Raw genomic sequence first — 25,530 nt, forward strand, 5'->3', positions numbered from 1 at the left:
GGGTTAAGGATAGAGGGAAGCGGGGGGAAAGTGCAAAAACCGCCACAACACCCACCCGCCAAACCCCATCAGCACCACACCCGCCGTGCGCTCAATCCACCACAGCGAACGGCTGAGCTTCTGTTGTATCGCCGACAGCCCCATCAGCGACACCAGCGCCAGATCCCACGCCAGCACCACCATCACCATCCAGATGCCGCACGTCGCCTGCTGAAGCAGCGTCACGTCCGGCCCCAGTAGCGCCGTCATCAGCGCTAGATAGAACAGCGCATTCTTCGGGTTTAACAGCGCCGAACCGAGCCCCAGCAGGATCTGCTTACGCAGCGAAGGAAAGCGCTGGTGAGTTTCATTCAGCGCCAGCGACTGAGGTCGACTGCGCACCAGATGCGAGCCAATCCACAGCAGGTACAGCGCGCCGCAAAGCTCTATCAGAGTAAACAGCCAGGCAAACTGGCGCAGCGCGCTCCAGCCGATAATGACCAGTAAGATATAAAGCCCATTACCCGCGGCGATGCCGACGCACAATCCAGCGCTGCCGCGAAGCCGGTAGCGCGCGGCGTAGCCCACCAGCAGGAAGAAGTCCGGACCCGGGCTTAACAGGGCAACAAAATGCGCCAGCGCCAGGGCGAGAAAAGCGGAAGGGAAGAACAGTTCCATAGCAACCTCAGTTAACAATCTGAGGTCAGACTACGGTGATGAAAAATCTATTTATTGTCTGATATTGATCGGCCCGTCGCGTACTGGCGCGGCGTGGCGGCGGTATAGCTCACGAAGGTTTTATGAAAATGGCTCTGGTCGGCAAAGCCGCTCTGGTAGCTGACGTCGGCAATGCCATCCCCGGCACGCAGCCGCGCCTTGGCGTATTCCACGCGGGAGATGTTGAGGAAGCTGCCCGGCGTCAGGCCGGTGTCCTGCCTAAAGGTGCGGATCAGCGTCTCCTTGCGCAGCGAGAATCGTTGGGCAAGTTCGTCAAGCGAAGGCGGTGCGGCCAGGTCGGCAAGAAACGCCTGCCGCACGTGCTGACTGGTTGAGCGAAGCGCCTCTGCGTTTTCCACGCTGCGGGGAAGGGCTGACAGCAGCCTGTTCACGGACGCAGGGGACAGGCTGTTAACCACCTCCAGGTAATGCGCAAAGAGGGCTGGGTGACGAATGACCTGGAGCGCCAGAGGATGCTGGGTGTCGATATAGAGCATATGGTAGCTGCGCGGCTGTCCGGCGACGGGGTTGCAGCTGTGCGGCGCAGAGGCCGGGATCACAATGAGGTCCCCTGGGTTAAGGATGTATTCTCTGTCATGACACAGGCAGCAGGTCTGGCCCTCCACAATCGCGCCGATGGAAAGCTGAGGGTGACTATGGCGTTTATACGCCTGCGTACTCTGCCACGTGCTGCGCAGCTCAAGGCCTGAGGCGCGGTGAAAAGTCTGACGGACGTGTCGGGTATCGGTCATGGGCGCTCCTTCTGAAGGTTTTTTATACCACGTCAGCGACCCGTCTGGCAGTGCTTCATTAAGAACCTTCCGGATATACCCAACTTTACGTCCAGAGCCAGTCATGTTGACTACCCTTAATACCCTAAGCGGTAAAACAAGGAGATTCGACATGGCTTATCAGACAGTAAATCCTGCCACTAACCAGCTCATCAAAGAATACCCCTCACATACCGATGCGGATATCGAAGCGGCGCTCAGAGCGGCCGATGCGCTTTACCATTCGGATTGGGCGAAAGGCGACATTAACCAGCGCCTGCCGGTGCTGCATAAGCTTGCCGACCTGATCGACGAGCGCGTGGAGGAACTGGCTAAAATCGCCAGTCAGGAGATGGGTAAGCTCATCGAACAAAGCCGCGGTGAGGTAAAGCTGTGCGCGCAGATCGCCCGCTACTACGCCGACAACGCGAAGCGGTTCCTGGCTCCAGTGAAGTACGACTCTGAGCTCGGGGAAGCGTGGGTGGAGCACCACCCCATCGGCGTGCTGATGGCCGTTGAGCCGTGGAACTTCCCGTATTACCAGCTGATGCGCGTCCTGGCACCAAACCTGGCGGCGGGCAACCCGGTGATCGCCAAGCATGCCAGTATCGTCCCGCACTGCGCCGAAACCTTTGCGCATCTGGTGCGCGAGGCGGGGGCGCCGGAAGGGGCATGGACCAATCTGTTTATCTCTTCGGATCAGGTGGCAAATATTATTGCTGACGATCGCGTGCAGGGGGCGGCGCTGACCGGTTCCGAAAAAGCAGGCAGTGTTGTAGCGGCGCAGGCAGCGAAGCACATTAAGAAATCGACGCTGGAGCTGGGCGGTAACGATGTGTTCGTGGTGCTGGACGATGCCGACCTTGATAAAGCCGTGAAGATTGGTGTGAATGCGCGGCTCAACAACGCCGGACAGGTCTGCACCGCGGCGAAGCGCTTTATCCTGCACGAGAAGATTGCCGATTCGTTCCTGAGCAAATTCACCGAGGCGTTTAAGCAGGTGAGGATTGGCGATCCGCTGGACGAAACCACCACGCTGGGGCCGCTGTCGTCTAAAGATGCGCTCGAAACGCTGACCAAACAGGTTAACGAGGCGGTGAAAAACGGCGCGACGCTGCACCATGGTGGCAAGCCCGTTCAGCGCGACGGGAGCTTCTTTGAACCGACGATCCTGACGAATATCTCCCGCGACAACCCGGCGTATTTCGAAGAATTCTTCGGCCCGGTAGCGCAGATGTATGTGGTAAAAAGCGATGACGAGGCTGTCGCGCTGGCGAACGACTCCCACTACGGCCTGGGCGGCGCGGTGTTCAGCCAGGATATCGAGCGTGCGAAGAAAATGGCATCCCGGATTGAGACCGGGATGGTGTATATCAACTGGCTCACCGATACTGCGGCAGAACTGCCGTTTGGCGGCGTGAAGCGGTCCGGTTATGGACGCGAGCTGTCGGACCTGGGGATCAAAGAGTTTGTGAACCAGAAGCTGGTGGTCGTGCGTAAGTAAGAAGTAAAAAAAACCTGCCAACCGGCAGGCTTGCATAGACAATGTCATCGCCTTTCTTGCCGGGTGGCGCTGCGCTTACCCGGCCTACAATGTGCAATAATTTTAATATATTGCCCCTTTCATTGTAGGCCCGTGCAAGCGTAGCGCCGCCGGGCGAAACGCGCAAACAGGCTTAGAAGGACACTCCACCGCCTACATATGCCCCGTCAATCAGGGTGTGGTTTGGACGACCATCTTTGCCGTCAACGCTCACGTGGCGGTAACCCACTTTCAGCGTAACCGGTTTGATTGGGGTCCAGCTAACGCCGCCGTTAGCTTCGACGTAGTTTTTCACGCTGTTGTTCAGGCCGTCTGGTGCCACATAGCCTTCTCCGAAGACGTTGATGCTGTCGGTCAGGGCCACGTTTACGCCGCCACCGATTGGGAACGCTACGCCGTTATCGCCTTTTTTCGGGCCGATGTAGATAGCTTTCGCACCCGCATTCAGCATGACCGGACCCACTTCCAGGTTGTAGCCTGCGCCCACGCCGCCGGTCTGGGTGCCGTCGTCAGTGTTTTTCAGCCAGTTGCTTTCAGCGTACAGACCGGATGAGGATTTCCCCATTTCCAGATTGAGGTTAGTAAAGTTTTTACCCTGCTCAATGCTGCCGCCCATTGCCAGTGCGGAGCCAGATACCACGGTCAGGGCGGAAAGGATGAGTACGTTGAGCTTTTTCATGAGTGTTCCTCGTTATCAAATTAAACTGAGGGCACCTTAACAACGGATGTTTATGACTGCAAATGTGATATCTATCGCGGTTTTATACTGTTTTTGTTGGATATTTAATCTTTATCTGTTGCCAAATTGTTTGTTTAGAAGGTCGTCAATGGCAAATAAATTCGCGTTTAGGAAGAGTTTATATTTTTGGCTAAACGACAGCTGAACGAGGCAAAGAAAGCCATTTGAGATGAATTAATTGAGTTTCTAATAATTTCCAAAATTGTTTCCATTGTCACAGATAAAGACAGAGGTTTACATTTCTGGTGGTTGCTATACGTAATTTTGTGCAGATCCGTTGTCCTTTCATGTCATTTTTCTGACATGTTTCTTCATTACGGTGTTGGCTTCACTAACTGGATGCTAACAACATGAAAAGAAAAATCATTCCTGTGCTCATGGGCTGTGTGCTCTCATTCTCTGCCGTGGCGGCACAACCTACCGCAGAGCGCTATATCGTCAGCTTCCCTGAAGGCTCGCATGTGAAATACAGCGGCGCGTTTGCCAGCGCGTTTCCGAACGGACTCCCGGTGGGGATTGGCTCTGGGCTGCTGTTTACCGGCAAGCAGGGCGACGCCCTGACTTTTGCGACCGTGACCGATCGCGGTCCAAACGCCGATGCGCCAAAAAGGGGTAAAAACGAAGCCAAAATATTTGTCACGCCAGATTTCGCGCCGCTGCTGATGACCATTCGCGTCCAGAACGGTAAGGCAGAGGCAACGGATGCCCGCCCGCTGCATGACGATAACGGCGAGATTAACGGTCTGCCGCTGCAAAGCGGCGTGATTGGCTCCACCAATGAAGTGGCATTCAGCGACACGCTAAACATTCTGCAGGGCGACAACCGCGGGCTGGACACGGAAGGCATCACGCCGGATGGCAAAGGCGGCTACTGGCTGTGCGATGAGTATGGTCCGTTTCTGATTAACGTCGACAGCAAAGGGAAGATCCTGGCGATCCACGGACCGCAGGCGGCGGAAGGGGAGAAATCCATCGCGGGCGGTCTGCCAAACATTATCAAATGGCGCCAGCCTAACCGGGGCTTTGAAGGCCTGACCCGCATGCCGGACGGGCGAATTATCGCCGCCGTGCAAAGCACGCTGGATATCGACGGTAAGAGCAAAAAGCAGGCGCTGTTTACCCGTCTGGTGAGCTTCGACCCGGCGACCGGCAAAACCGCGATGTACGGCTACCCTATCGACAGCGCGGCCTACAGTAAAAACAGCGACGCCAAAATCGGCGACATCGTGGCGCTCGATGACCAGCACATCCTGCTGATTGAGCAGGGAAGCGATAAAAACGACGGGATGCGTAACCTGATTTACAAGGTGGATCTTAGCAAGGCGAGCGATCTGGCTGCCTTTGACAAGCCGGGCGAGTACCCGGAGTTTGATGATGAGAAAATCCTGGCGCAGCGCGGCATTACCCTTGCAGCAAAAACGCAGGTCGTTGATTTGCGCGCGCTGGGCTGGCAGCAGGAGAAGGCCGAAGGGCTGGCGCTGATCGACAGCAAACGGCTTGCGGTGGCGAACGATAATGACTTTGGCGTGAAGGTGGCGATGCAACACCCGGTCGAGGGCAAGAAGCTCAAGGATTATCGGGTGAACGCGGAAGGCAAGTTGACGCTCGATGATAAACCGGTGGAAACCACGCTCAGCGTGAAGCCGCTGAAGAAGCCGGAGTCGGACAGCGAGCTTTGGATTGTGACGCTGCCGGAGGCGGTGAAATAATACCAGGGCTTACCCCTCACCCTGGCCCTCTCCCCATAGGGGAGAGGGGATGGTTCGGTGTAGTTATTTTTTTAGCCCCGCAAACGCCGCCCGAATTTCCTCTTCCGGCAGCTGGATGCCAATAAACACCATCACGCTGCGCGGCGCTTCATCGCCCCACGGTCTGTCCCAGTCGGCGCTGTACAGGCGCTGCACGCCCTGGAACAGCAGGCGGTTGGGCTCGCCGTCAATCCAAAGCATCCCTTTGTAGCGCAGCAGCTTGTCGGCAAACGACAGCAGCAGGTTCTCCATCACGCGCGAAACCTCACCGATGTCCACCGGGTAGTCGAGCTCCACCACAATCGACGCCACGTCGTTTTGCTTATCCCCCATAAAGTGGAAGCGCGGTTTTGCGGTGACGTTCTCTTCCAGCATAAAGCCGTTGGTGTTGAACAGCTGAGACAGATCGATGTCGCCATGCGTCACCGTGTAAATCGGCGCGCGGGAGTTAATGCGGGTCAGACGATCGCGCAGTTTTTCACTGCTGCCCGCCACATCGGTTTTGGTCAGCAGGATGCGGTCGGCGTAACCCACCTGAGACTGGGCGATGGTGAACTGGTTCATCTGCTCGTCGGCGTGGACCGCATCGACAAGGGCAATCACGCCGTCCAGCAGGTAGCGCTGGCAGAGGATCTCGTGAGAGAAAAAGGTCTGAATAATCGGGCCGGGGTCGGCCATGCCGGTGCACTCGATCACCAGGCGGTCGAAGTCGATTTCACCGCGGTCGCGGCTGTCGAGCAGGTCCAGCAGGGCATCTTCTAATTCGTTAGAGCGGGTGCAGCAGATGCAGCCGTTAGTGAGGGTTTTGATCTGCGTGGCGCGATCGCCAATCAGCTGATCGTCAACCGAGACTTCGCCAAATTCGTTTTCGATGACGGCGATTTTGAAGCCGTGCTGTTCATTCAGAATGTGGCGCAGCAGGGTGGTTTTACCGGCGCCGAGAAAACCGGTCAGCAGAGTAACGGCAATCGGGGTCATGGTCTCTCCTTTAGCAGCAGCGGACGCCGCCTTCTCCACTTCCGCCGTAGCGCGCTTCCTGACGCTCGCGGAAGAATTCGGTGTAGGTCATGTACGGCTTATCCGGATGGTTGGTCTTCATATGCTCAACGTAGTTGTCATAGTCCGGAATGCCAATCAGCATTTTCGCCGCCTGACCGAGGTATTTTTTTGCTTCGCCTAAGTTACCAAACATTGTGGGTTCCAGACAGAAAAAGCCCGGCGATGTGAGTCCGCTGGGCTTGTGTTCCCCTCACCCCAGCCCTCTCCCAAAGGGAGAGGGGGAGGATTGCGGATTAATGGTGTGAAGAGGTCTTCACGCCGCCTTCCGGCACCGGTACGTACGGGGTTTCTTTATCCGTACGACCGTCGGCGTTGCGCACGTTCATCCAGGTTTTGATGCCGTAGAAGATGATGCTGTACACCACCACCAGGAACAGAATGCTCAGACCCGCGTTGGTGTAGTTGTTCACCACGATATGGTTCATGTTGGCAATCTGCTGCGCGGTCAGGTCCGCGCCGCCTGCGGCAATCTTCTCTTTGTACTGGTTAGCCATGAAGAAGAAGCCTTCCAGCTGCGGGTTGGCGCTGAACAGCTTCAGGCCAAGTGCCCAGGTGGTGCAGAGCAGCAGCCAAAGCGCAGGAACTACCGTTACCCAGATGTATTTGGTGCGTTTCATCTTCACGAGGACCACGGTACCGAGCACCAGGGCAACGGCTGCGAGCATCTGGTTAGAGATACCGAACAGCGGCCACAGGCTCTTCACGCCGCCGAGCGGGTCAACAACGCCCTGATACAGCAGGTAGCCCCACAGGCCTACGCAGCCCGCGGTACCCAGAATGCCCGCCACCAGAGAGTCGGTTTTCTTCAGGAACGGTACGAAGTTACCGAGCAGGTCCTGCAGCATGAAGCGGCCCGCACGGGTACCGGCGTCCAGCGCGGTCAGGATGAACAGCGCTTCAAACAGAATACCGAAGTGGTACCAGAAGCCCATGTCCGCCCACGGCAGCACTTTGTGGAACACGTGTGCGATACCGACAGCCAGCGTCGGTGCGCCACCGGCGCGGTTCAGCACGGACGGTTCGCCGATGTCTTTCGCGGTCTGCATGATCTGCTCAGGCGAAATCACGAAGCCCCAGGAGCTGACGGTCGCCGCCGCGTGTGCGCTCGCGTCTTTCAGCTGCGCCATAATCAGCGCCGCGTTGTCACCGCCCATCTCGTGCAGGTTTGGCATGGTAATGCCGAGGCCAGCAGGCGGGGTGTTCATCGCGAAGTACAGACCCGGTTCGATGATGGAGGCTGCAACCAGCGCCATGATCGCCACGAAGGACTCCATCAGCATCGCGCCGTAGCCGATCAGACGCGCATCTTTCTCGTTCGCCAGCAGCTTAGGCGTGGTACCGGAGGCAATCAGGGCGTGGAAGCCAGAGACCGCACCGCAGGCGATGGTGATGAACAGGAACGGGAACAGGGCGCCTTTCCACAGCGGGCCGGTGCCGTCGATGTACTGCGTTACCGCAGGCATTTTCAGGTCCGGGTTAATCACCAGGATACCGATCGCCAGACCGACGATAACGCCGATTTTCAGGAAGGTCGCCAGGTAGTCACGCGGGGCCAGAATCAGCCAGACCGGCAGCAGCGCGGAGATAAACGCATAGCCAATCAGTGCGAAGGTAATGGTGGTGTCCTTGAAGGTCAGCGCCGGGCCCCAGTACGGGTCGTGCGCAATCACGCCGCCGAAGTAGATGGAGGCCACCAGCAGCACGATACCAATCACTGACACTTCACCCACGCGTCCCGGTCTCAGGAAGCGCATGTAGATACCCATGAACAGCGCAATCGGCACGGTTGAGCAGACGGTGAAGACACCCCACGGGCTTTCGGCCAGCGCTTTCACCACGATCAGAGCCAGCACCGCGAGGATGATGATCATAATCAGGAAGCAGCCGAACAGGGCGATAGTCCCCGGCACGCGGCCCATCTCTTCTTTGACCATCTCACCCAGAGACGCGCCGTTACGGCGAGAAGAGATAAACAGCACCATAAAGTCCTGCACCGCACCCGCCAGCACCACGCCAGCGAGGAGCCACAGGGTACCCGGCAGGTAGCCCATCTGCGCGGCCAGCACCGGGCCGACCAGCGGGCCTGCACCGGCGATAGCGGCAAAGTGGTGACCAAACAGCACGTAGCGGTTGGTTGGCACGTAGTTCAGACCGTCGTTGTTAATGACCGCCGGAGTGGCGCGCGTCGGGTCGAGCTTCATGACCTTCTGCGCGATGTACAAGCTGTAGTAGCGATAAGCCACAAGATAGACGGAAACGGACGCGACTACGATCCACAGGGCGCTTACGTGTTCGCCCCGGCGTAATGCGACAACCGCCAGACAGAAAGCGCCGAGGATCCCGAGTAAGGCCCAGGGCACGTGCTTCAGTAGTTTTTTAGTATCCATAGTAAGACCTGGTTTTTTATGTAAAGAAAAAAGGGTCAGGGTTCGTTGTGAGGAGGTATTGATTAATGCTGGAGGGATCGTGCCAGATCCTCGCGCGTGTAAAGGACGGTAAATGAGTGAGTGGTTGAAAGTGATGGGTGAGCGGTCAAAGGTGAGGGCGAGTGGTTCAGGCTCGCCGCCAGCGGGAGAAAATATGTGATTGAGATCACGCAGTTAGCTATGCCGTGCACTCAGCCAGATAGGTTGTCAGGGTCGTCACCAGCTTTTCCCTCAGCCAGACAGGTTCTAAAATGTGAATGTTTGGCAGCCAGTACAAAAGCAGCGGCAAAATTTGGTTCTCATGTGCCGCCTGACAGCGGAGCGTGACGCCATCGTGATGGTCTTCGAGCAGTTCTTGTTCCGGCAGAAGATCGCGTCGCATAAAGTAATGTGAAATATTATCGTTGATAAATATTTTCACTTCGAAAGTATCTTCAGATACCCAGGGATCGAGGCTTTTCTCCAGCAGTTCAATCACGCTCTCTTCAGGAATAAATGTGCTTTCCTGAATATCCATCCAGCGAATCTGGCTCAGCGAAAAGGATTTTAACCTGCTATTCTCGGTGGCTTGTAAATACCATATATTTTTTTTGTTAATGAGTTTATAAGGATTAATCAGACGGGTTTTACCTTTATAAACGATCTGACAAACATTATGGTTTTTAATCGATCTCTCAATTTTCGGTAAATAACGACCAATATCACGGTGTACGGTGTGCTCAGCGTCGTTGCCAAGAATAAGAATATGATTTTCATCAACGCGGTTTTCGAGTTTCTGCCAAAACTCAGCATTGCGATCAGGGAAAAAACTGTCAGCATTCAGAAAGTTAGCAAGGGTGTGGTGCAGTCCTTGCGAGCCGGGAGATTGCGCTGAATGAATGAGTCGATATAGCCCATTTCCGGTATGTTCAACAATCGGGGAGAGTGCATTTAAATCGCGGTAGACGGTGCGCTCGGTAATTTTAAATTTATCCATGAGCGCACTGCGGTTTACCACACCGTGTAAATGTAGCTCAACCAGAATATCGACCAGACGTTCAGCCGAGCGGCTCCGCGTCGATTTAGCCATAAGGTCTTCCTGTATATTGGGGTCGGCGCTGAATGATGCGGGTGGCACTGACACGGGGTGTCAGTATTCAGGCACAGAAAATTTCTCTTATGGTTATATAACGGCGTGCTTTTGCGGAAACCTTAGGGGTTTTTTGTAGAAAGCCGCGCTGACCGAAGAAAGGTCAGCGCGAGAAGGGATTAAACGGCAGCTTCAAACTCCATCATCACGGGATGGAAGCGGCGTTTGAAATAGATCAGGCCGTGGCCCTCTTCACTGAGGATGATGTTTTTAATTTCAACGAGATAAACAAGATGCGTGCCGATGGTTTGCACCTGGCTTATCTCCCCTTCCAGGCTGGCGAGCGCGCCCTTGAGCACCGGCTGCGCCAGTGGGCCTTTCTGCCAGCAGGAGAGGGCAAAGCGCTCCTCCATGGCCATGCCGGTCATCCCGGCGAAATGGCGAGCCATGATCTCCTGTTCATGGTTCAGCACATTGACGCACAGCCTGCCATTACCCTGAAAGACCGGGTTCATGGCGCTGTTGGCGTTGATGCACACCATGATCGACGGCGGCGTGTCCGTCACCGAGCAGACGGCGGTGGCGGTGATACCGCAGCGGCCCGCCTCGCCCTCGGTGGTGACCACATTAACCGCAGCCGACAGGCTGCTCATCGCGTCGCGAAAACGCAGGCGTTGTTCATCTGAATGCATTGCAACCTCCCGCTGCGCTATTTCAGCAGCTTGTCGAGCATGTTGATATCGTTGTTGTTGTGCAGGTGCGGTACCGTCCAGCCGTGCTGGTCGTACTCGGACATACAGCGGTCAACCATCGCCATCATCTTGTCCATGTTGCCGGAGCTTTGCGCCTGGCGCAGACACTGCAGGCGGATCTCATCCTGGCTGCCCGAGTAGTTGATTTCGTACAGCTCGTGACGGCCGCCAAACTCGCTGCCGATGGCATCCCACATCAGTTTCAAAATCTTGATGCGCTCGACGTGATCCATCCCGTTGGAGCCGCGCACGTATTTCGCCAGATACTGATCGATCTGCGGGTTGTTCAGATCCCGCGCGCTGGACGGCAGGTAGATCAGTCCGGAGGTGACGTTACGTTCGATGATGTTCTTTATCTTCGCGTAGGCCATCGGGGCCATCACGCGGTAGGTTTGCAGCGCGGCGTGATCCGGCAGGTACGCGCCGTTTACCCACGGCGTCGCTTCGGAACACATGGAGTCGCTCAGCGCCCAGAACATGTTGCGCCAGGCCACCACTTCGCCGAGATCCGCCTGTACGCCGCGGAACTCGAGGGTGCCGGTACACTCGAGCGATTTTTTCAGCAACGCGGTGATGAAGTCGAGCTTCACCGCCAGACGCACGCAGGCCTGCAGCGGATACATGCGGGCGAAGCCGCCCTCCATCGTCCAGCGACGGCAGCGGTCGAAATCGCGGTAGATCAGCACGTTTTCCCACGGGATCAGCACGTTGTCCATCACCAGGATTGCATCGTTCTCATCGAAGCGGCTGGAGAGCGGGTAGTCGTACGGGGAGCCGGTGGCACCGGCCACCATCTCGTAGGAGGCGCGGGAGATCAGCTTCACGCCTTCGGCATCCATCGGCGCGACGAACATCAGCGCGAAGTCCGGGTTTTCGCCCATTACCTGCGCGGAGCCAAAGCCGATCATGTTGTAGTGAGTCAGCGCCGAGTTGGTGGCCACCACCTTCGCGCCGCTGACGATAATCCCGGCGTCGGTCTCTTTCTCCAGCTTGATGTAGACGTCTTTCACCTCGTCCGCCGGTTTGTGGCGGTCGATCGGCGGGTTGACGATGGCGTGGTTGAAGTACAGACCGGTTTCCTGAATGCGGGTGTACCAGTTCCGGGCGTTCTGCTCGAACTGGCCGTAGAAGGCCGGGTTGGCGCCGAGCGCGCAGCCGAACGCCGCTTTGTAATCAGGCGTGCGGCCCATCCAGCCGTAGCTCAGGCGCGACCACTCGGCGATGGCGTCGCGCTGCTGGCGCAGGTCGTCGGCGCTTTTCGCCACGCGGAAGAATTTATGCGTATAGCCGCCGCTGCCGGTGTCGGTGCCCCAGCAGAGGGTATCCTGCATGTCCGGCTTGTGCAGCGCGTCGTACATCTGCGCGATGGAGGCCGCCGCGTTGCGAAACGCCGGGTGGGTGGTGACGTCTTTGACGCGCTCGCCGTAGATATAAATCTCACGACCGTCCTGCAGGCTTTTTAAATACTCTTCGCCGGTTAACGGACGTTTGGCATCAGCGCGGAACTCTTCAGGCTTCATAGGGACCTCGTATCGGAATAGGGTTGTTAAATTTATGTTTTGTTTTTGTTGTCTAATTGAAGCCTGAGAGGGGGGTAACGTGAAGGGACGATTGGGACAACGGCGGGTACTTTTCGGGTGGGATGGGGATTTGTGATCGTTGTCCCCTCACCCTAACCCTCTCCCCATAGGGGAGAGGGAACAATTACACCCTCTCCCCTATGGCGAGAGGGCCGGGGTGAGGGGAAACCGGTACTTTCTGCGCCCGATACGCGCTCGGCGAGCACCCCACTAAGCGGTTAAAAAACCGCGCGAAATAGGCCGGATCCTTAAACCCCAGCTGCCAGGCAATTTCGCTGACCGCGCTGTCGGAAAATAGCAAAAGCCGTCTCGCTTCCCGCAGCTGGCGGTCGAAGATCAGGCGCTTCGGCGGGCGGTTGGCGAAGCGGCGGCAGATGTCGGTCAGGCGGGATTCGGTCAGGTGCAGCTCGCTGGCGTATTCCGGTACCGTCCAGTGCTGGTGGTAGTGGTTGTCGATCAGCTGGGTAAAACGCTGGAACAGCTTCAGCTCGCCGCGCATACCGCCTGAAGCGTGGTCGTCGAGCTTCGCGTTGCGCAGCAGCAGGGTAAAAACCGCCTGCGCCAGCAGGACCAGGGTATGCTCGCGCCCGGGGAGTTGTTCCGTGGATTCCCGGGCAATCAGCTGCCAGTAGTGCTTCAGCGCCGCCAGCTCGTCCGGCCTGTCGGCAAGCGACAGGCAGATCCCCGGCAGGCCAAACGCCTCCCGGGTGCCGGGGTAGAGTACCTCGAGCAGCGGCCAGACCAGATCCTCGCGCACCGTCAGCACGTGTCCGTCGCTGTCGGATTCGGTGATGAACGCGTGCGGCACCGACGGCGGCGTGAGGACAAACAGCGGGGCCTGCACCGAGTAGCGATGATCGTCGAGCTGGAGCTCAATCTGCCCGGTGTCGAGAAAGTGCATCTGAAAATACTGGTCGTGACGATGCGCCTGCATGTCGCGGCCAAAAAAGGCCGCCATGCGGGCGAACGACTGGTAGTGCACATCGTCGGTGCCCAGACTTTCGTCGTACTCCTTGCTGATATCAATGTTGGCGATAGGGCTCTGGCACATGATCGTTCCTCTGTTGATCCCGCTGGGTCATCGGAATGCGCGTCAGCACCAGCGCGCCGACCACCAGCAGCCCGGCCACAAACCACAGCCCGGAGCTGAAGCTGCCGGTCGCGTCGCGCAGGATCCCAATCAGTAGCGGGCTGACGGCGGATCCGACGTTGCCGATGGCGTTGATCACCGCCAGCGCCACCGCGCGGGACTGCAGGCTAATCACCCGATCCGGCGTGGTCCAGAATATCGCCATGGCGGTAAACGATCCGGTTGAGGCCATGATGATGCCAAGCAGCTGGATCAGGCTGTGATCGGTTGCCGAGGCCAGCATCCATCCCGCCGCGGCGAACAGGTACGGCAGGATGGTGTGCTTTTTTCGCTCTTTTAGCCTGTCGGAACGTCGGCTCCACCAGATCATCCCGAGGATGGTGCAAAACTGCGGGATCGCCGCCAGCAGGCCGATCACAATATTGCTGCTCCCCGTGTTGAAGCTTTGCAGGATCTGCGGCGTCCAGATGTTGATCGCGCTCAGTGTATTCGTCAGGCAGAAGTAGGCCAGCGTGTAGAGCAGCACGGCGGGCGTCAGCACCTCGCGCAGCGTTGAACGCGGCGTGACGGATTGGGCAATGGCGACCTCCTGCTCGCGGGCGATCATCGTTTTCAGCGCCTGCTTTTCGTCGTCGTCCAGCCAGTTGGCCTGATCCGGCGTGTCGTTGAGGTAAAACCAGGTCACCACGCCAAGCACCACCGACGGCAGCCCCTCCAGCAGGAACAGCCACTGCCAGCCCTTCAGGTTCCACAGCCCGTCCATCGCCAGAATGTACCCGGAGAGGATCGAGCCGAGCATCATGGTCACCGGCATGGCGATCATAAACAGCGCGTTGGCGCGGGCGCGGTGATAGGCCGGGAACCACCAGGTGAGGTAGACCAGGATCCCCGGGAGGAAGCCCGCTTCGGCAATGCCCACCAGCATACGCAGCACGTAGAGCGTTTCAGGGCTGGTAGCGAACATGGTGCAGGTGGAGGCTATCCCCCACACCACCATGATCCCGGCGATCCAGCGCCGCGCGCCGATCTTCGCCAGCATGATGTTGCTCGGGATCCCGCACAGCACGTAGGTGACGTAAAACAGCGTCGCGGCCAGGCCAAACATGGTGGAGGTGAGGCCCAGATCCTTGCCCATCGTCAGCCCGGCAAAGCCGATGTTGATGCGGTCGAGAAACGAGAAGACAAACAGGATGAAGAGAAACACGATCAAACGACGAAACAGCTTGTTGATAACGCGATGTTCTATAGCTTTCTTATCTTGCAGGGTAGAGGTCGTCATGGTGCGCTCCAGATCTTACGTTTAGTAGACGGATTTATTGTTATTAACTGACGTAACCGGTTGTTCGATAAAGCGTGCTGCCAGCGCTTCCGCGCCGCGGGCGAGCAGGGTGGTGTCGACGCCGACGGCGACAAACAGCGCGCCGAGGCCAAGGTAGCGTTTCGCCAGCTGCTCGTTTGCCATCAGGATGCCGGGGGCTTTACCCGCAGCGCGTATCTGCGCGATAGCCTGCTCGATGACGGCCTGAACTTCCGGGTGCTGCGGGTTACCGGCAAAGCCCATGTCGGCGCTCAGATCCGCCGGGCCGATAAACACGCCGTCGACGCCTTCCACGTCCAGGATCTGCGGCAGGTTTTTCACTGCCTCGCGGGTTTCAATCTGCACCAGCACGCACATGGCGTCGTTGGCCTGCTGGAGGTAATCCGGAATGCGGTTCCAGCGCGAGGCGCGCGCCAGGGCGCTGCCGACGCCGCGAATGCCCGCCGGCGGGTAGCGGGTGGCACGTACCGCCTGCCGCGCTTCGTCGGCGTTTTGCACCATCGGCACCAGCAGGGTTTGCGCGCCCACGTCCAGCAGCTGTTTGATCTGCACCGGGTCGTTCCACGACGGGCGCACTACCGGCTGGCTGGGATAAGGAGCGATGGCCTGTAACTGAGTCAGGACGGTTTGCACGCTGTTTGGCGCGTGCTCGCCGTCGATCAGCAGCCAGTCGAAGCCTGCCCCGGCCAGCAGCTCAGCGCTGTAGCTGCTGGTCAGCCCCAGCCATAACCCGATTTGCGGGCGGCCCGCTTTCAGCGCTGCTTTGAATGCGTTTTGCATGATTGTCTCCTTACACAAAGCGGCAGCTGATGGAGCCCATGTTGCCGTAGTCGACGTGGAAGGTGTCGCCTCTGCTGGCGGGCACCGGGCGGGTAAACGAGCCGCCGAGAATGATCTGGCCGGGCTCGAGCTGCACGTCGTACGGGGCCAGCTTGTTGGCCAGCCACGCCACGCCGTTCGCCGGATGGTTAAGCACGCCTGCGGCAACGCCGGTCTCTTCGATCACGCCGTTGCGGTAGAGCAGGGCGGAGATCCAGCGCAGGTCCAGCGCGTCGGGCTTAATCGGACGACCGCCGAGGATCACCCCCGCGTTGGCGGCGTTATCGGAGATGGTGTCGAACACCTTGCGCGGGCGCTGGGTTTCCGGGTCGACGTTGTGGCAGCGGGCGTCGATCAGCTCCAGGGCGGGGATGACGTAGTCCGTAGCGTTGTAGACGTCGAAGAGGGTGCAGTTCGGGCCGCGCAGCGGTTTTGCCAGCACGAACGCCAGCTCCACTTCGATGCGCGGAACGATAAAGCGATCGACGGGGATATCGCTGCCGTCGTGGAAGAACATGTCGTCCAGCAGCGCGCCGTAGTCCGGCTCGCTGATCTGCGAGCTGGCCTGCATCGCTTTAGAGGTCAGGCCGATCTTGTGGCCTTTCAGCACGCGGCCTTCGGCGATTTTCAGGCTCACCCATTCGCGCTGGACGGCGTAGGCGTCGTCGATGGTGATCTCCGGGTACTCCAGCGAGATCGCGCGGATCTGCTCCCGGGATTGTTCCGCCTGATGCAGGCGGTGGGCGATCAGGGTATGGGTATGTTTGTCGAGCATGGCGATATCCTGTTGTATTGTTTTCTCCCTCTCCCTGTGGGAGAGGGCCGGGGTGAGGGCATCAGGCCGCAGAGATTTCCCCTCACCCTAACCCTCTCCCCATAGGGGAGAGGGGACAGACCGTGCGCGTTATTTAAACAACGCGTGCACGTTGTTTTGTTTGTAATTGAGCGTCGGGTGCAGCTCGTCCAGCTCAAACGACAGCGCCAGATAGCGCTCCGCCATCAGCGCCGCGAAGTGCGTTTTGATCAGCGCAAACAGCATCTCCCCCACGGCTTCCCGACTCTCCAGGCTGCGCCCGGCACCAATCTTCAGCGTCATATGCACAAAGGCGTAATCGTGTTTTCCGTCGGCCATCTGCCAGGTGTCCAGCCAGTGGGCGCGGCTGCGGATACCGCCGATAGGGAAGATACCCGTGGCGGCCAGCGCCTCGTTCACTTTGGCGAACAGCCCGGGCAGGTCGGCCTGCTCGCGGATGTTGTCGGTACATTCAGCAATAAAGTGCGGCATGGTGGCTCCTTACGCGGGCAGCGGGAAAACGGCGTTAACCTGGCCGGTGCCGGAGCTGGCGAACAGCTCGGTGAGGAACTCCACCTTGCCGTCGTATTTGTCCCAGCCGAGCATGCCCAGCAGCATCACCGTGTCGTGCATGTTGCCCTCGCCGTAGCAGTAGTCGGCGTATTCCGGCAGCATGCTGCAGAATTCTTTGAACTGCCCCTCGCGCCACAGCTTCACCACGCGCTCGTCCATTTGGCGGTCGAACTCGCGGGTGTAGCTGTTCATCCCTTCCTCCGCGCGCTGGTCGTCGATAAAGCGGTGCGACAGCGAGCCGCTGGCGAGCACCGCCACGGTGCCGTCGTATTTTTCGATGGCGCTGACGATGGCCTCGCCCAGCCTGCGGCTGTCGGCGAAGTCGTGTACCGTGCAGAACGCCGAGATGGAGACCACCTTGAAGTGCTTATCCGCGTTCATGTAGCGCATCGGCACCAGCGTGCCGTACTCCAGCTTCAGGCTCGGGATGTTGTGCGCCTTGGCGCGCACGCCAAGCTTCACCGCCTCGTCGGCGATCAGCTGGCCGAGCGCCGGGTTGCCGTCGTAGTCATAGGTCATGTCGCGAATAAAATGCGGCAGCTCGTTGCTGGTGTAGACGCCCGAAAAATGGTCCGCGCAGTTGATGTGGTACGCGCTGTTCACCAGCCAGTGGGTGTCGAACACGATGATGGTGTCCACGCCCAGCTCGCGGCAGCGCTTGCCGATCTCTTTATGCCCGTCGATGGCGCCCTGGCGGCAGCCGTGGTTTTTGCCCGGCAGCTCGGAGAGATACATTGACGGAACGTGTGTGATTTTTGCTGCTAAGGCTAATTTTCCCATGATCAGATCCCCCATTTTGGAATCGGATGGTCGCCCATGGAGATACAGACGTTTTTCATCTCCGCGAAGACCTCGAAGCTGTACTCGCCGCCCTCGCGCCCGGTGCCGGAGGCCTTCACGCCGCCAAACGGCTGGCGCAGGTCGCGCACGTTCTGGGTGTTGACGAACACCATGCCCGCCTCGATGCTGCGCGCCAGGCGCAGCACCTTGCTGACGTCCTGCGTCCAGATGTACGACGCCAGGCCGTACTCCACGTCGTTTGCCAGGCGCAGGCCTTCCGCTTCATCCTTAAACGGCAGCAGGCAGGCCACCGGCCCGAAGATCTCCTCCTGCGCCACGCGCATGCGGTTATCGACGTCCGCCAGCACCGTCGGGCGCAGGAAGTTGCCGCCCTTCAGGTGCGCAGGCAGATCGCCTGGCTTGTCCGGGCCGCCCGCCAGCAGGGTTGCGCCCTCCTCGATGCCGAGGCGGATGTAGCCGGAGACCTTCTCCCAGTGCTGCTGGCTGATGAGCGCGCCAATCTGGGTATTCGGATCGGTCGGATCGCCCACGCGCAGGCGGTTGGCGCGCTCGGCAAAGCGCTTGACGAATTCCGGGTAGATGCTCTGCTGGATGAAGATGCGCGAGCCCGCGGTGCAGCGCTCGCCGTTGATGGAGAAGATGGTGAACAGGGCGGCGTCCAGCGCGCGCTCGATGTCGGCATCTTCAAAAATCAGCACCGGGGATTTGCCGCCCAGCTCCATGGAGTATTTCTTCAGCCCGGCGTTTTTCATGATGTTGCGGCCGGTAGCGGTGCCGCCGGTGAAGGAGACGGCGCGCACGTCGTGATGGCGCACCAGCGCGTCGCCTGCCGTCGCGCCGTAGCCCTGCACCACGTTGAGCACGCCCGCCGGAATGCCCGCCTCAAGTGCCAGCTCGCCCAGACGGTCGGCGGTCAGTGGGGAGAGTTCAGACATCTTCAGCACCGCGGTGTTTCCGAGCGCCAGGCAGGGCGCGACCTTCCAGGTGGCGGTCATAAACGGCACGTTCCACGGCGACACCAGCGCGCAGACGCCCACCGGCTGGACCAGGGTGTAGTTGAGCATCTTGTCGTCGACCGGATAGGTTTTGCCGTTCATCTGCTGGCACACCTCGGCGAAGAACTCGAAGTTGTGCGAGGCGCGCGGGATCAGCACGTTTTTGGTCTGGTGGATCGGCAGGCCGGTGTCGGCGGTTTCCATGGCGGCGATCTCAGGCACGTTCTGGTCGATCAGGTCGCCCAGACGGCGCATCAGGCGCGCGCGCTCCTTCATCGGCAGGTTGGCCCACTTCGGGAACGCCTCTTTGGCGGCGGCGACGGCCTGGTGAACCTCGGCTTCGCCACCGGAGGCGACTTCCGCCAGCACCTCGCCGGAGGCCGGGTTAGTGGTGTGGAAGTATTCGCTTCCGGCGACGTTTTTACCGTTGATCCAGTGGTTAATCTTTTTCATTTTGCAGTCTCCTCGCTGACAATCCGGTTCACCAGGCGCCCCACGCCTTCGACTTCCACCACTACCTCATCGCCCGGTACCACGTCGGATAGCCCTTTCGGCGTGCCGGTGGCGATCATGTCGCCCGGCTGCAGAGTCATAAAATCGCTCAGGTACGCAATCAGGTACGGGATGCTGAAAATGAGATCGGCGGTGGTCCCTTCCTGGCGCAGCTCGCCGTTGACGAAAGTGCGCAGGGTCAGGTTGTGCGGGTCGGGTATGGCTTCTTTTGGCACCACGTTCGGGCTGATGGGGGTCAGCCCGTCGCGGCTTTTGACCCGTAAATTCGGGCGGTAGTAGTTTTCCAGGTAGTCGCGGATGGCGTAGTCGTTGCAGACCGTATAGCCCGCGACACAGTCCATCGCCTCGGCTTCGCTGACCTTGCGCGCGGTTTTGCCGATGACCACCACCAGCTCGGCCTCGTAGTGCATGTACTCGATATTGTTCGGGCGCACCGACGTCTGGCCGTCGCCGTTGAAGGTGTTGGGCGCTTTGATAAACACCAGCGGCTCGGTGGGCGGCTTGAAGTCCAGCTCGCTGGCGTGATCGGCATAGTTCAGACCGAGGGCAAACAGCGTGGCGTGCGGCGGCGTGCGGGGCGTGTTAGCGACGTCGCGTTCATCCACCACCGGGTTTTCCAGCGGCGGAAAGCCTGCCGCCAGAATACGCACGCGATCGCCCGGGCGGATCTCAACGCGGCTGTGCGGGGTACCGAGCAAAATAGCATCGCCGGGATTGAGGGTGGCGAACTCGCTCAGGGCGCTCAGCAGTTCGGCAGCGCTGCGCTGCAGATCGGCGGTGTTCCAGTGGTCCGCTTCGCGGCCGTTGATCTCGGTGACGATGGTCAGGTTATCCACCTTATCAACGGCGACCATTTCGCCGAGCGGGCAAAATCCGTCCCGGCATTTAGCCTTGATGGCCGGACGGTAGAAGCTCTCTTCCGGCAGGCTCACTTCGTTGGCGAGAGCGTATCCCGCGATGTACGCCGCGGCGTCCTCCACGCGCACCTTGCTGGCGGTTTTCCCCACCACCAGCGCCACGGTTGCACCGCTCAACACCGTTTCCCCCAGCGGGAACGGAATCGGCTCGCCCGTGCGGATCACCGTGTTATGGGGCTTAATAAACCAGACGGCGGTTTTCGGCGGCGTGTTGTAGGGGGCTTTTTCAAACGCCTCACGCCAGGCTTCACGCTGGCTTTGATGGTTGAGGGCGACGGCAAAGACGGTACCTTTCATTCACATACTCCTCACCCCGGTGGTCCGGGTTATGATTTCATTAATATGTTAATGATCTGGTTTTATGCTTTTGCTGTTTATTTCGCAATCAGAAGTGAAAAATTTGTGATATGAATAACAATAAATTTACATATTGAATTTTATTTATATATAAATCAGTGGATTAATAAAATTGAATGGTTTCTGTTAGACTTTTTGACGGAAAACGTATTGTTTATAAAAGCATCTTTTAGTGATTGTTTACTTGTTAATGATGGAAAAGGGAGAGGCTATGCATGATTCATTAACCATCGCGCTGCTGCAGGCGCGGGAAGCGGCAATGTCGTACTTCCGCCCGATTGTGAAGCGCCATAACCTGACCGAGCAGCAGTGGCGCATTGTGCGCGTGCTGGCTGAACATCCGTCGATGGATTTTCACGATCTGGCGTTTCGCACCTGTATTTTGCGCCCGAGCCTGACCGGCATTCTGACGCGCATGGAGCGCGACGGCCTGGTGCTGCGCTTAAAGCCGGTGAACGACCAGCGCAAGCTGTACGTGTCGCTGACCAAAGAGGGCACCGCACTGTATGAACACGCCCAGGCGCAGGTGGAAGAGGCGTATCGGCAGATTGAGGCGCAATATACGCCGGAGAAGCTGAAGCAGCTGACGGCGCTGCTGGAAGAGTTTATTGAACTCGGAAACCGGCATAACGCAGCGCGGGAAGAAGAGTAAAAACCACAAATTCCAGGATGATTTTCGTAAAGTTTTCCCTTTCCAGGCCGAAAATTCTGTATCTGTCTGAGGAAGAGAAAACATGTTAAACCGTATCAAGATTGTCACCAGCTTACTGCTGGTTTTAGCGATATTTGGCCTTTTACAACTCACATCCGGTGGTCTTTTCTTTAATGCCCTGAAGAATGACAAAGAGAATTTCACCGTCCTGCAAACCATTCGTCAGCAACAATCTACCCTCAACGGGAGCTGGGTTGCCCTGTTGCAAACCCGTAACACCCTGAACCGCGCGGGTATCCGCTACATGATGGATCAGAGCAACATCGGCAGCGGCGCGACCGTTTCCGATCTGATGCAGATTGCGTCTGCCTCGCTGAAGCAGGCGGAAAAAAACTGGGCGGATTACGAAGCCCTGCCGCGCGATCCGCGTCAGAGCGACGCCGCTGCGCTGGAAATCAAACGTAATTACGAGATTTACCACGGCGCGCTGGCTGAGCTGATTCAGCTGCTGGGCGCGGGGAAAATCAACGCCTTCTTCGACCAGCCGACCCAGAGCTATCAGGACGGTTTTGAGAAGCAGTACGTGAGTTACCTGCAGCAGAACGACAAGCTGTATGAGACGGCGGTGAAAGACAGCAACAGCTCCTACAGCCAGGCTATCTGGGTGCTGTTAAGCGTCCTGATTGCCGTGGTGGTGGTGATTGTCGCCGTCTGGCTGGGCATCAAGCAGGCGCTGATTTCTCCGCTGAACCGCCTGATCGACAGCATTCGCCATATTGCCAGCGGCGACCTGGTGAAGCGCATCGATGTTGAAGGCTCCAATGAGATGGGTGAACTGGCCGACTCGCTGCGCCATATGCAGGGCGAGCTGGTGCGTACCGTTGGCGACGTGCGTAACGGTGCGAATGCCATCTACAGCGGCGCGAGCGAAATCTCGATGGGCAATAACGATCTCTCGTCCCGTACCGAGCAGCAGGCCGCCTCTCTGGAAGAGACTGCGGCCAGCATGGAAGAGCTGACCGCCACCGTGAAGCAGAACGCCGAAAACGCTCGCCAGGCGAGCAATCTGGCGCTGAGCGCGTCTGAGACCGCGCAGAAAGGCGGTAAAGTGGTGGATAACGTGGTGCAAACCATGCGTGACATCGCGGGCAGTTCGCAGAAAATTGCCGATATTATCAGCGTGATCGACGGCATTGCCTTCCAGACCAACATTCTGGCGCTGAACGCGGCAGTAGAAGCGGCGCGTGCCGGTGAGCAGGGCCGTGGCTTTGCCGTTGTTGCAGGCGAAGTGCGTAACCTGGCGCAGCGCAGCGCTCAGGCTGCCCGTGAAATCAAGAGCCTGATTGAAGACTCCGTCAGCCGCGTGGAAGTGGGCTCTACTCTGGTAGAGAGCGCGGGTGAAACCATGGGTGAAATCGTGAATGCGGTAACCCGCGTGACGGACATCATGGGTGAAATTGCGTCTGCGTCTGACGAACAGAGCCGCGGTATCGATCAGGTCGGCCTGGCGGTCGCGGAGATGGATCGCGTGACCCAGCAGAACGCCTCGCTGGTTGAGGAATCTGCCGCAGCGGCAGCCGCACTGGAAGAACAGGCGAGCCGTCTGACGCAGGCCGTGGCGGTGTTCCGCATTCAGCAGGAGCAGATGAAAGCGCGCGAGTTCGCCTCCGCGAAAACCGTTGTTACCCCGGTGATGTCGCGTAAAGCCGCAACGGCTGACGCGGGTGAGAACTGGGAAACGTTTTAAGTCCGTGTTTTTTGCCGGGTGGCGGCTGCGCCTTACCCGGCCTACGGAAGGTTGTTGTAGGCCCGGTAAGCGAAGCGCCACCGGGCGATATCAAAGTGGCAGACGCATGGCGCAGCGGGAGCTATACGCTAAGCCTTGCGCTGCTTCTTCTTCACGTTTTTCACGCAGTTCAGGCGTGAGTTCAGTTGCGTATTCAAACCCCAGCTTTGCATAGAACGGCTCATTCCAGGGGACGTCCTTGAACGTCGTCAGCGTCAGTGATGTCAGTCCCATTTGGCGGGCGCGATCGGCCGCACAGGCGATGAGCTGCCGGCCTATTCCTTTTCCCTGCCAGTCCAGATGAACCGAAAGTTCCACAATAAACAACGACAAAGGATGGGCTTCTGCGAGGAGAAACCCTACTGGGCGATCCGCTGCCAGCGCCAGCCAGCTCAGGCCCAGTTCGGCATAGTCGCGATGCTGTTCAACGGAAATGACGTCGCCGTCAGCCAGCCAGGCCAGTTCAGGCCAGGCTCGAAAACGCTGGCCAGCCGCGCGCTCAATGGCGGGCAGACTGGCGACGTCATGTGCAGTGGTGGGGCGGAAGATGATTTTCATGGCGGCAAGTATAGCCTGACCGGCCCTGTTTATTCCGAGCAGATCAGCAGTGGCGAGTAGAAATTGCCGATCACCATCGCCTCTTCCGGCGTGCGTTCGATGGTCAGTAGCCTTTTCTGTCCTGGCGCTAAGCCAGCAACGTATTTTTCGAATACCCCATCGGGTATTTCATCGTGGCTAAATCGCTCGACGTTGATAATGGCGATTTCAAAAAGCGTGTCGTGCATGTGCCGCCAGTTAAACGTTTCCTGACGGGAGACTTCCCAGCCCTGCCGGATATGCTGCACATTCCCGTTGAGCGTGAAGTAGCCCGTGCCGTCGGGGTGAAATCGCATCATGATCTCGCCGTCGAACGTGAAGGTGTTGCCGTCACGCTGCTGCGTGAAGGTCAGGTTACCTTCGCAAACGACGGGCAGGGGCGGTGTATGTCGGTACCATGCCACGGCCATGATGATTAACAGCAGGTTGAAGGCGATAACCAGCCCTATTTTTTTACGCGTCATGATTCACCATTCATAGGCATAAAGCGTGCGGCAGGCGCTGGCGGTGTTCTCTTTCGACAGGGAGCATTGCGAAAGCACCAGCCGTCCTTCATGGCCGTAGAAAAGGGTATTCTGAATATGCAGATAAAAGAGAGAGTTTTTCAGGCACGGCAGGTTGCCGTCGCGCTGCATCGCCTGTGCCAGTGCTATTGCCTTGTTACGAAACACATCTGCCAGCGGTGAGAAGGTGTAGACCGGACATTCACCAAAATGTGTCAGAAGATGCATTTCTGCATGCTGCTGGTTTTGCTTAACCACGAACGTCCAGATGCACAGTGCCAGTACCACAAGCGTCAGCCCGCTACAGAACAGCAATTGAGGCTGAAAACGATACGGCGTCCTGGCTGTGGCGGGGGAATCAGATTTTTCAGCCTGGGAATGGACCGTGATGTCCGCGCTCAGCATAAATCCCACTTTGGGCACGGTGACAATAAACAACATCTCGGGCACGAGGCTTGCCAGCATTTTTCGCAGGATACTGATGTACTGATTAAGTGAATTGTTGGAGCCCTGCAGGCCGCGCTCGTCCCACACTTCATGCAGGAACGCCTCGCGTTCGACGACGTTACCGTGATGGAGCACCAGCATTTTCATAATGCTGTTGGCGGTTGCCGTCATCACCTGAGGTTCGACGTCTGGCGTATCAACAAGTGAAACGGAACCGTCTTCGTCGTTATAGACGAGGGTATCAGCGAGCAGGTATTTCATAGAAGATCGTCAACGAGGCAGCTAAATAAATACGATTGGTGAATAGTTCGTGTGCTATCCATCAGATAAGGGAGGTATTCTAACTGCTTTGTTACCGATAACATTGATCCAGTCGGGTATTCTCGCCGTTTAATAAATGAGCACAATCAGAGGTAAAGCGAGTGCTGTTCCAGCAGGCAGATTTTTCGGTGAAACTCCGCCAGGTTCTGGCAGCGGAATTTGGTCATCGCATTTCGCTTGTGGGTATAGATCGTTTTCGGTGATTTATTCAGCAGTTGCGCAATACGGACCAGACTGATCCCTTTACTGAGCAGGGTGCACACCCGCAGTTCAGAACGGGTGAGGTTAGCATCAGGACGGTAGCGCTGGGTGAAATCGGCGTTTCTCAAATGCTGGCTGAGCTGAATAATCGAGATGTTTCCAGCCAGCACCCTGACGCGCCCGGCAGGCAGATAGACGTTGATGTCGTTCACGCGGCATTCGTCCGTAAATATGAGCCAGCCGTTATCGGTGGTCTCTTTCATGATTTGTTCGCGCATGCGCAAGATGGTTTCCGGGCTGACGCTGTTGAGCCAGAAAATATCAGGACGCGGCGTCATCATCATCGAAATAAGCGTTTTCAGGCCAAGCCACAGGAAATAGTTATCGCTCAGAACGATGACGTGAAAGTCGACGTGGGTGCTGCGTGAGAGAGTCATGTCAGGTGTCGCCCGTTAACGAGAGGGA

Annotated in this window: 25 protein-coding genes; 4 read left to right on the forward strand and 21 right to left on the reverse strand. The window is 58.1% G+C overall.

Going from position 1 to position 25,530, the window contains the following annotated elements; genetic code table 11:
- Window positions 1-3: 3 nt before the first annotated feature.
- Both N2K86_RS02730 and N2K86_RS02735 read right to left on the reverse strand, forming a co-directional pair.
- Window positions 4-657, reverse strand: coding sequence for a LysE family translocator (locus N2K86_RS02730; RefSeq protein ID WP_260660383.1), 654 nt, complete (start codon window positions 655-657; stop codon window positions 4-6).
- A 47-nt stretch (window positions 658-704) separates the two neighbouring features.
- Window positions 705-1,448 carry a helix-turn-helix transcriptional regulator gene (locus N2K86_RS02735; protein ID WP_260660384.1) on the reverse strand — a complete coding sequence of 248 codons (744 nt, stop codon included), beginning with the start codon at window positions 1,446-1,448 and terminating at the stop codon, window positions 705-707.
- A 151-nt stretch (window positions 1,449-1,599) separates the two neighbouring features.
- Between N2K86_RS02735 and N2K86_RS02740 the strand changes: the two genes are divergently transcribed.
- The gene (locus tag N2K86_RS02740; RefSeq protein ID WP_260660385.1) at window positions 1,600-2,970 is read left to right on the forward strand and encodes an NAD-dependent succinate-semialdehyde dehydrogenase; all 1,371 of its coding nucleotides are present in this window, start codon (window positions 1,600-1,602) and stop codon (window positions 2,968-2,970) included.
- A gap of 172 nt (window positions 2,971-3,142) precedes the next feature.
- Here N2K86_RS02740 and N2K86_RS02745 read toward each other — a convergent pair whose 3' ends face one another.
- Window positions 3,143-3,688 carry a YfaZ family protein gene (locus tag N2K86_RS02745; protein WP_260660386.1) on the reverse strand — a complete coding sequence of 182 codons (546 nt, stop codon included), beginning with the start codon at window positions 3,686-3,688 and terminating at the stop codon, window positions 3,143-3,145.
- Between the two features lie 410 nt (window positions 3,689-4,098).
- Between N2K86_RS02745 and N2K86_RS02750 the strand changes: the two genes are divergently transcribed.
- Window positions 4,099-5,457, forward strand: a complete 1,359-nt coding sequence (locus N2K86_RS02750; protein ID WP_260660387.1) for an esterase-like activity of phytase family protein — start codon at window positions 4,099-4,101, stop codon at window positions 5,455-5,457.
- Between the two features lie 63 nt (window positions 5,458-5,520).
- On the opposite strand, the gene yjiA is transcribed toward N2K86_RS02750, so the two are convergent.
- The 14 genes from yjiA to hpaG form a co-directional block, all read right to left on the reverse strand.
- A complete protein-coding gene (gene yjiA / locus N2K86_RS02755; protein ID WP_260660388.1) occupies window positions 5,521-6,474 on the reverse strand; it encodes a GTPase in 954 nt (317 codons plus the stop codon).
- A gap of 10 nt (window positions 6,475-6,484) precedes the next feature.
- Window positions 6,485-6,688 (reverse strand): YbdD/YjiX family protein, encoded by a 204-nt coding sequence (locus N2K86_RS02760; protein ID WP_003856610.1) that lies wholly within the window; start codon window positions 6,686-6,688, stop codon window positions 6,485-6,487.
- A gap of 100 nt (window positions 6,689-6,788) precedes the next feature.
- Window positions 6,789-8,942, reverse strand: coding sequence for a carbon starvation CstA family protein (locus N2K86_RS02765; RefSeq protein ID WP_100165532.1), 2,154 nt, complete (start codon window positions 8,940-8,942; stop codon window positions 6,789-6,791).
- 217 nt (window positions 8,943-9,159) lie between these two features.
- Complete coding sequence (locus N2K86_RS02770; protein WP_260660389.1) at window positions 9,160-10,050, reverse strand: helix-turn-helix transcriptional regulator; 891 nt, start codon at window positions 10,048-10,050, stop codon at window positions 9,160-9,162.
- A gap of 179 nt (window positions 10,051-10,229) precedes the next feature.
- Complete coding sequence (locus N2K86_RS02775; RefSeq protein ID WP_260660390.1) at window positions 10,230-10,742, reverse strand: 4-hydroxyphenylacetate 3-monooxygenase reductase subunit; 513 nt, start codon at window positions 10,740-10,742, stop codon at window positions 10,230-10,232.
- A gap of 17 nt (window positions 10,743-10,759) precedes the next feature.
- Entirely contained in the window at window positions 10,760-12,322 is a 1,563-nt protein-coding gene (gene hpaB, locus N2K86_RS02780) for a 4-hydroxyphenylacetate 3-monooxygenase, oxygenase component (RefSeq protein ID WP_260660391.1), read from the reverse strand.
- Window positions 12,323-12,506: 184 nt separating this feature from the next.
- Complete coding sequence (hpaA, locus tag N2K86_RS02785; RefSeq protein ID WP_260660392.1) at window positions 12,507-13,433, reverse strand: 4-hydroxyphenylacetate catabolism regulatory protein HpaA; 927 nt, start codon at window positions 13,431-13,433, stop codon at window positions 12,507-12,509.
- Window positions 13,405-14,751 (reverse strand): 4-hydroxyphenylacetate permease, encoded by a 1,347-nt coding sequence (gene hpaX / locus N2K86_RS02790; protein WP_260660393.1) that lies wholly within the window; start codon window positions 14,749-14,751, stop codon window positions 13,405-13,407. The genes hpaA and hpaX overlap by 29 nt, the downstream gene beginning before the upstream one ends.
- Before the next feature lie 21 nt (window positions 14,752-14,772).
- Window positions 14,773-15,570 carry a 4-hydroxy-2-oxoheptanedioate aldolase gene (hpaI, locus tag N2K86_RS02795; protein ID WP_260660394.1) on the reverse strand — a complete coding sequence of 266 codons (798 nt, stop codon included), beginning with the start codon at window positions 15,568-15,570 and terminating at the stop codon, window positions 14,773-14,775.
- 10 nt (window positions 15,571-15,580) lie between these two features.
- The gene (hpaH, locus tag N2K86_RS02800) at window positions 15,581-16,384 is read right to left on the reverse strand and encodes a 2-oxo-hept-4-ene-1,7-dioate hydratase (RefSeq protein ID WP_260660395.1); all 804 of its coding nucleotides are present in this window, start codon (window positions 16,382-16,384) and stop codon (window positions 15,581-15,583) included.
- 129 nt (window positions 16,385-16,513) lie between these two features.
- Window positions 16,514-16,894, reverse strand: a complete 381-nt coding sequence (locus N2K86_RS02805) for a 5-carboxymethyl-2-hydroxymuconate Delta-isomerase (RefSeq protein WP_260660396.1) — start codon at window positions 16,892-16,894, stop codon at window positions 16,514-16,516.
- A 9-nt stretch (window positions 16,895-16,903) separates the two neighbouring features.
- The gene (hpaD, locus tag N2K86_RS02810) at window positions 16,904-17,755 is read right to left on the reverse strand and encodes a 3,4-dihydroxyphenylacetate 2,3-dioxygenase (RefSeq protein WP_260660397.1); all 852 of its coding nucleotides are present in this window, start codon (window positions 17,753-17,755) and stop codon (window positions 16,904-16,906) included.
- Window positions 17,756-17,757: 2 nt separating this feature from the next.
- Window positions 17,758-19,224, reverse strand: a complete 1,467-nt coding sequence (gene hpaE / locus N2K86_RS02815; protein WP_260660398.1) for a 5-carboxymethyl-2-hydroxymuconate semialdehyde dehydrogenase — start codon at window positions 19,222-19,224, stop codon at window positions 17,758-17,760.
- Entirely contained in the window at window positions 19,221-20,498 is a 1,278-nt protein-coding gene (hpaG, locus tag N2K86_RS02820; protein WP_260660399.1) for a 4-hydroxyphenylacetate degradation bifunctional isomerase/decarboxylase, read from the reverse strand. The genes hpaE and hpaG overlap by 4 nt, the downstream gene beginning before the upstream one ends.
- Window positions 20,499-20,769: 271 nt before the next feature.
- Here hpaG and hpaR point away from each other — a divergent pair, with 271 nt between their 5' ends.
- The gene (gene hpaR, locus N2K86_RS02825) at window positions 20,770-21,210 is read left to right on the forward strand and encodes a homoprotocatechuate degradation operon regulator HpaR (RefSeq protein WP_260660400.1); all 441 of its coding nucleotides are present in this window, start codon (window positions 20,770-20,772) and stop codon (window positions 21,208-21,210) included.
- An 82-nt stretch (window positions 21,211-21,292) separates the two neighbouring features.
- Window positions 21,293-22,957, forward strand: a complete 1,665-nt coding sequence (gene tsr / locus N2K86_RS02830; RefSeq protein WP_260660401.1) for a methyl-accepting chemotaxis protein — start codon at window positions 21,293-21,295, stop codon at window positions 22,955-22,957.
- 90 nt (window positions 22,958-23,047) lie between these two features.
- Here tsr and N2K86_RS02835 read toward each other — a convergent pair whose 3' ends face one another.
- From N2K86_RS02835 to N2K86_RS02850, 4 genes are all read right to left on the reverse strand, one after another.
- Window positions 23,048-23,554: a GNAT family N-acetyltransferase gene (locus N2K86_RS02835; RefSeq protein ID WP_260660402.1), complete on the reverse strand. Its 507-nt coding sequence runs from the start codon at window positions 23,552-23,554 to the stop codon at window positions 23,048-23,050.
- 29 nt (window positions 23,555-23,583) lie between these two features.
- On the reverse strand, window positions 23,584-24,057 hold the full coding sequence (locus N2K86_RS02840; protein WP_260660403.1) for a hypothetical protein: 474 nt from the start codon (window positions 24,055-24,057) through the stop codon (window positions 23,584-23,586).
- A gap of 3 nt (window positions 24,058-24,060) precedes the next feature.
- Window positions 24,061-24,804 carry a winged helix-turn-helix domain-containing protein gene (locus N2K86_RS02845; RefSeq protein ID WP_260660404.1) on the reverse strand — a complete coding sequence of 248 codons (744 nt, stop codon included), beginning with the start codon at window positions 24,802-24,804 and terminating at the stop codon, window positions 24,061-24,063.
- Between the two features lie 146 nt (window positions 24,805-24,950).
- Complete coding sequence (locus tag N2K86_RS02850; RefSeq protein ID WP_260660405.1) at window positions 24,951-25,502, reverse strand: helix-turn-helix transcriptional regulator; 552 nt, start codon at window positions 25,500-25,502, stop codon at window positions 24,951-24,953.
- Window positions 25,503-25,530: the final 28 nt, after the last annotated feature.

Source organism: Enterobacter mori (genome assembly GCF_025244905.1).
In the GTDB taxonomy this organism is placed as follows: domain Bacteria; phylum Pseudomonadota; class Gammaproteobacteria; order Enterobacterales; family Enterobacteriaceae; genus Enterobacter; species Enterobacter mori_A.

Excerpts from the sequence above, each read along its gene's own strand:
- N2K86_RS02730 (WP_260660383.1), bottom strand. The coding sequence starts at position 657 with ATGGAACTGTTCTTCCCTTCCGCTTTTCTCGCCCTGGCGCTGGCGCAT.
- N2K86_RS02735 (WP_260660384.1), bottom strand. The coding sequence starts at position 1,448 with ATGACCGATACCCGACACGTCCGTCAGACTTTTCACCGCGCCTCAGGC.
- N2K86_RS02740 (WP_260660385.1), top strand. The coding sequence starts at position 1,600 with ATGGCTTATCAGACAGTAAATCCTGCCACTAACCAGCTCATCAAAGAA.
- N2K86_RS02745 (WP_260660386.1), bottom strand. The coding sequence starts at position 3,688 with ATGAAAAAGCTCAACGTACTCATCCTTTCCGCCCTGACCGTGGTATCT.
- N2K86_RS02750 (WP_260660387.1), top strand. The coding sequence starts at position 4,099 with ATGAAAAGAAAAATCATTCCTGTGCTCATGGGCTGTGTGCTCTCATTC.
- yjiA (WP_260660388.1), bottom strand. The coding sequence starts at position 6,474 with ATGACCCCGATTGCCGTTACTCTGCTGACCGGTTTTCTCGGCGCCGGT.
- N2K86_RS02760 (WP_003856610.1), bottom strand. The coding sequence starts at position 6,688 with ATGTTTGGTAACTTAGGCGAAGCAAAAAAATACCTCGGTCAGGCGGCG.
- N2K86_RS02765 (WP_100165532.1), bottom strand. The coding sequence starts at position 8,942 with ATGGATACTAAAAAACTACTGAAGCACGTGCCCTGGGCCTTACTCGGG.
- N2K86_RS02770 (WP_260660389.1), bottom strand. The coding sequence starts at position 10,050 with ATGGCTAAATCGACGCGGAGCCGCTCGGCTGAACGTCTGGTCGATATT.
- N2K86_RS02775 (WP_260660390.1), bottom strand. The coding sequence starts at position 10,742 with ATGCATTCAGATGAACAACGCCTGCGTTTTCGCGACGCGATGAGCAGC.
- hpaB (WP_260660391.1), bottom strand. The coding sequence starts at position 12,322 with ATGAAGCCTGAAGAGTTCCGCGCTGATGCCAAACGTCCGTTAACCGGC.
- hpaA (WP_260660392.1), bottom strand. The coding sequence starts at position 13,433 with ATGTGCCAGAGCCCTATCGCCAACATTGATATCAGCAAGGAGTACGAC.
- hpaX (WP_260660393.1), bottom strand. The coding sequence starts at position 14,751 with ATGACGACCTCTACCCTGCAAGATAAGAAAGCTATAGAACATCGCGTT.
- hpaI (WP_260660394.1), bottom strand. The coding sequence starts at position 15,570 with ATGCAAAACGCATTCAAAGCAGCGCTGAAAGCGGGCCGCCCGCAAATC.
- hpaH (WP_260660395.1), bottom strand. The coding sequence starts at position 16,384 with ATGCTCGACAAACATACCCATACCCTGATCGCCCACCGCCTGCATCAG.
- N2K86_RS02805 (WP_260660396.1), bottom strand. The coding sequence starts at position 16,894 with ATGCCGCACTTTATTGCTGAATGTACCGACAACATCCGCGAGCAGGCC.
- hpaD (WP_260660397.1), bottom strand. The coding sequence starts at position 17,755 with ATGGGAAAATTAGCCTTAGCAGCAAAAATCACACACGTTCCGTCAATG.
- hpaE (WP_260660398.1), bottom strand. The coding sequence starts at position 19,224 with ATGAAAAAGATTAACCACTGGATCAACGGTAAAAACGTCGCCGGAAGC.
- hpaG (WP_260660399.1), bottom strand. The coding sequence starts at position 20,498 with ATGAAAGGTACCGTCTTTGCCGTCGCCCTCAACCATCAAAGCCAGCGT.
- hpaR (WP_260660400.1), top strand. The coding sequence starts at position 20,770 with ATGCATGATTCATTAACCATCGCGCTGCTGCAGGCGCGGGAAGCGGCA.
- tsr (WP_260660401.1), top strand. The coding sequence starts at position 21,293 with ATGTTAAACCGTATCAAGATTGTCACCAGCTTACTGCTGGTTTTAGCG.
- N2K86_RS02835 (WP_260660402.1), bottom strand. The coding sequence starts at position 23,554 with ATGAAAATCATCTTCCGCCCCACCACTGCACATGACGTCGCCAGTCTG.
- N2K86_RS02840 (WP_260660403.1), bottom strand. The coding sequence starts at position 24,057 with ATGACGCGTAAAAAAATAGGGCTGGTTATCGCCTTCAACCTGCTGTTA.
- N2K86_RS02845 (WP_260660404.1), bottom strand. The coding sequence starts at position 24,804 with ATGAAATACCTGCTCGCTGATACCCTCGTCTATAACGACGAAGACGGT.
- N2K86_RS02850 (WP_260660405.1), bottom strand. The coding sequence starts at position 25,502 with ATGACTCTCTCACGCAGCACCCACGTCGACTTTCACGTCATCGTTCTG.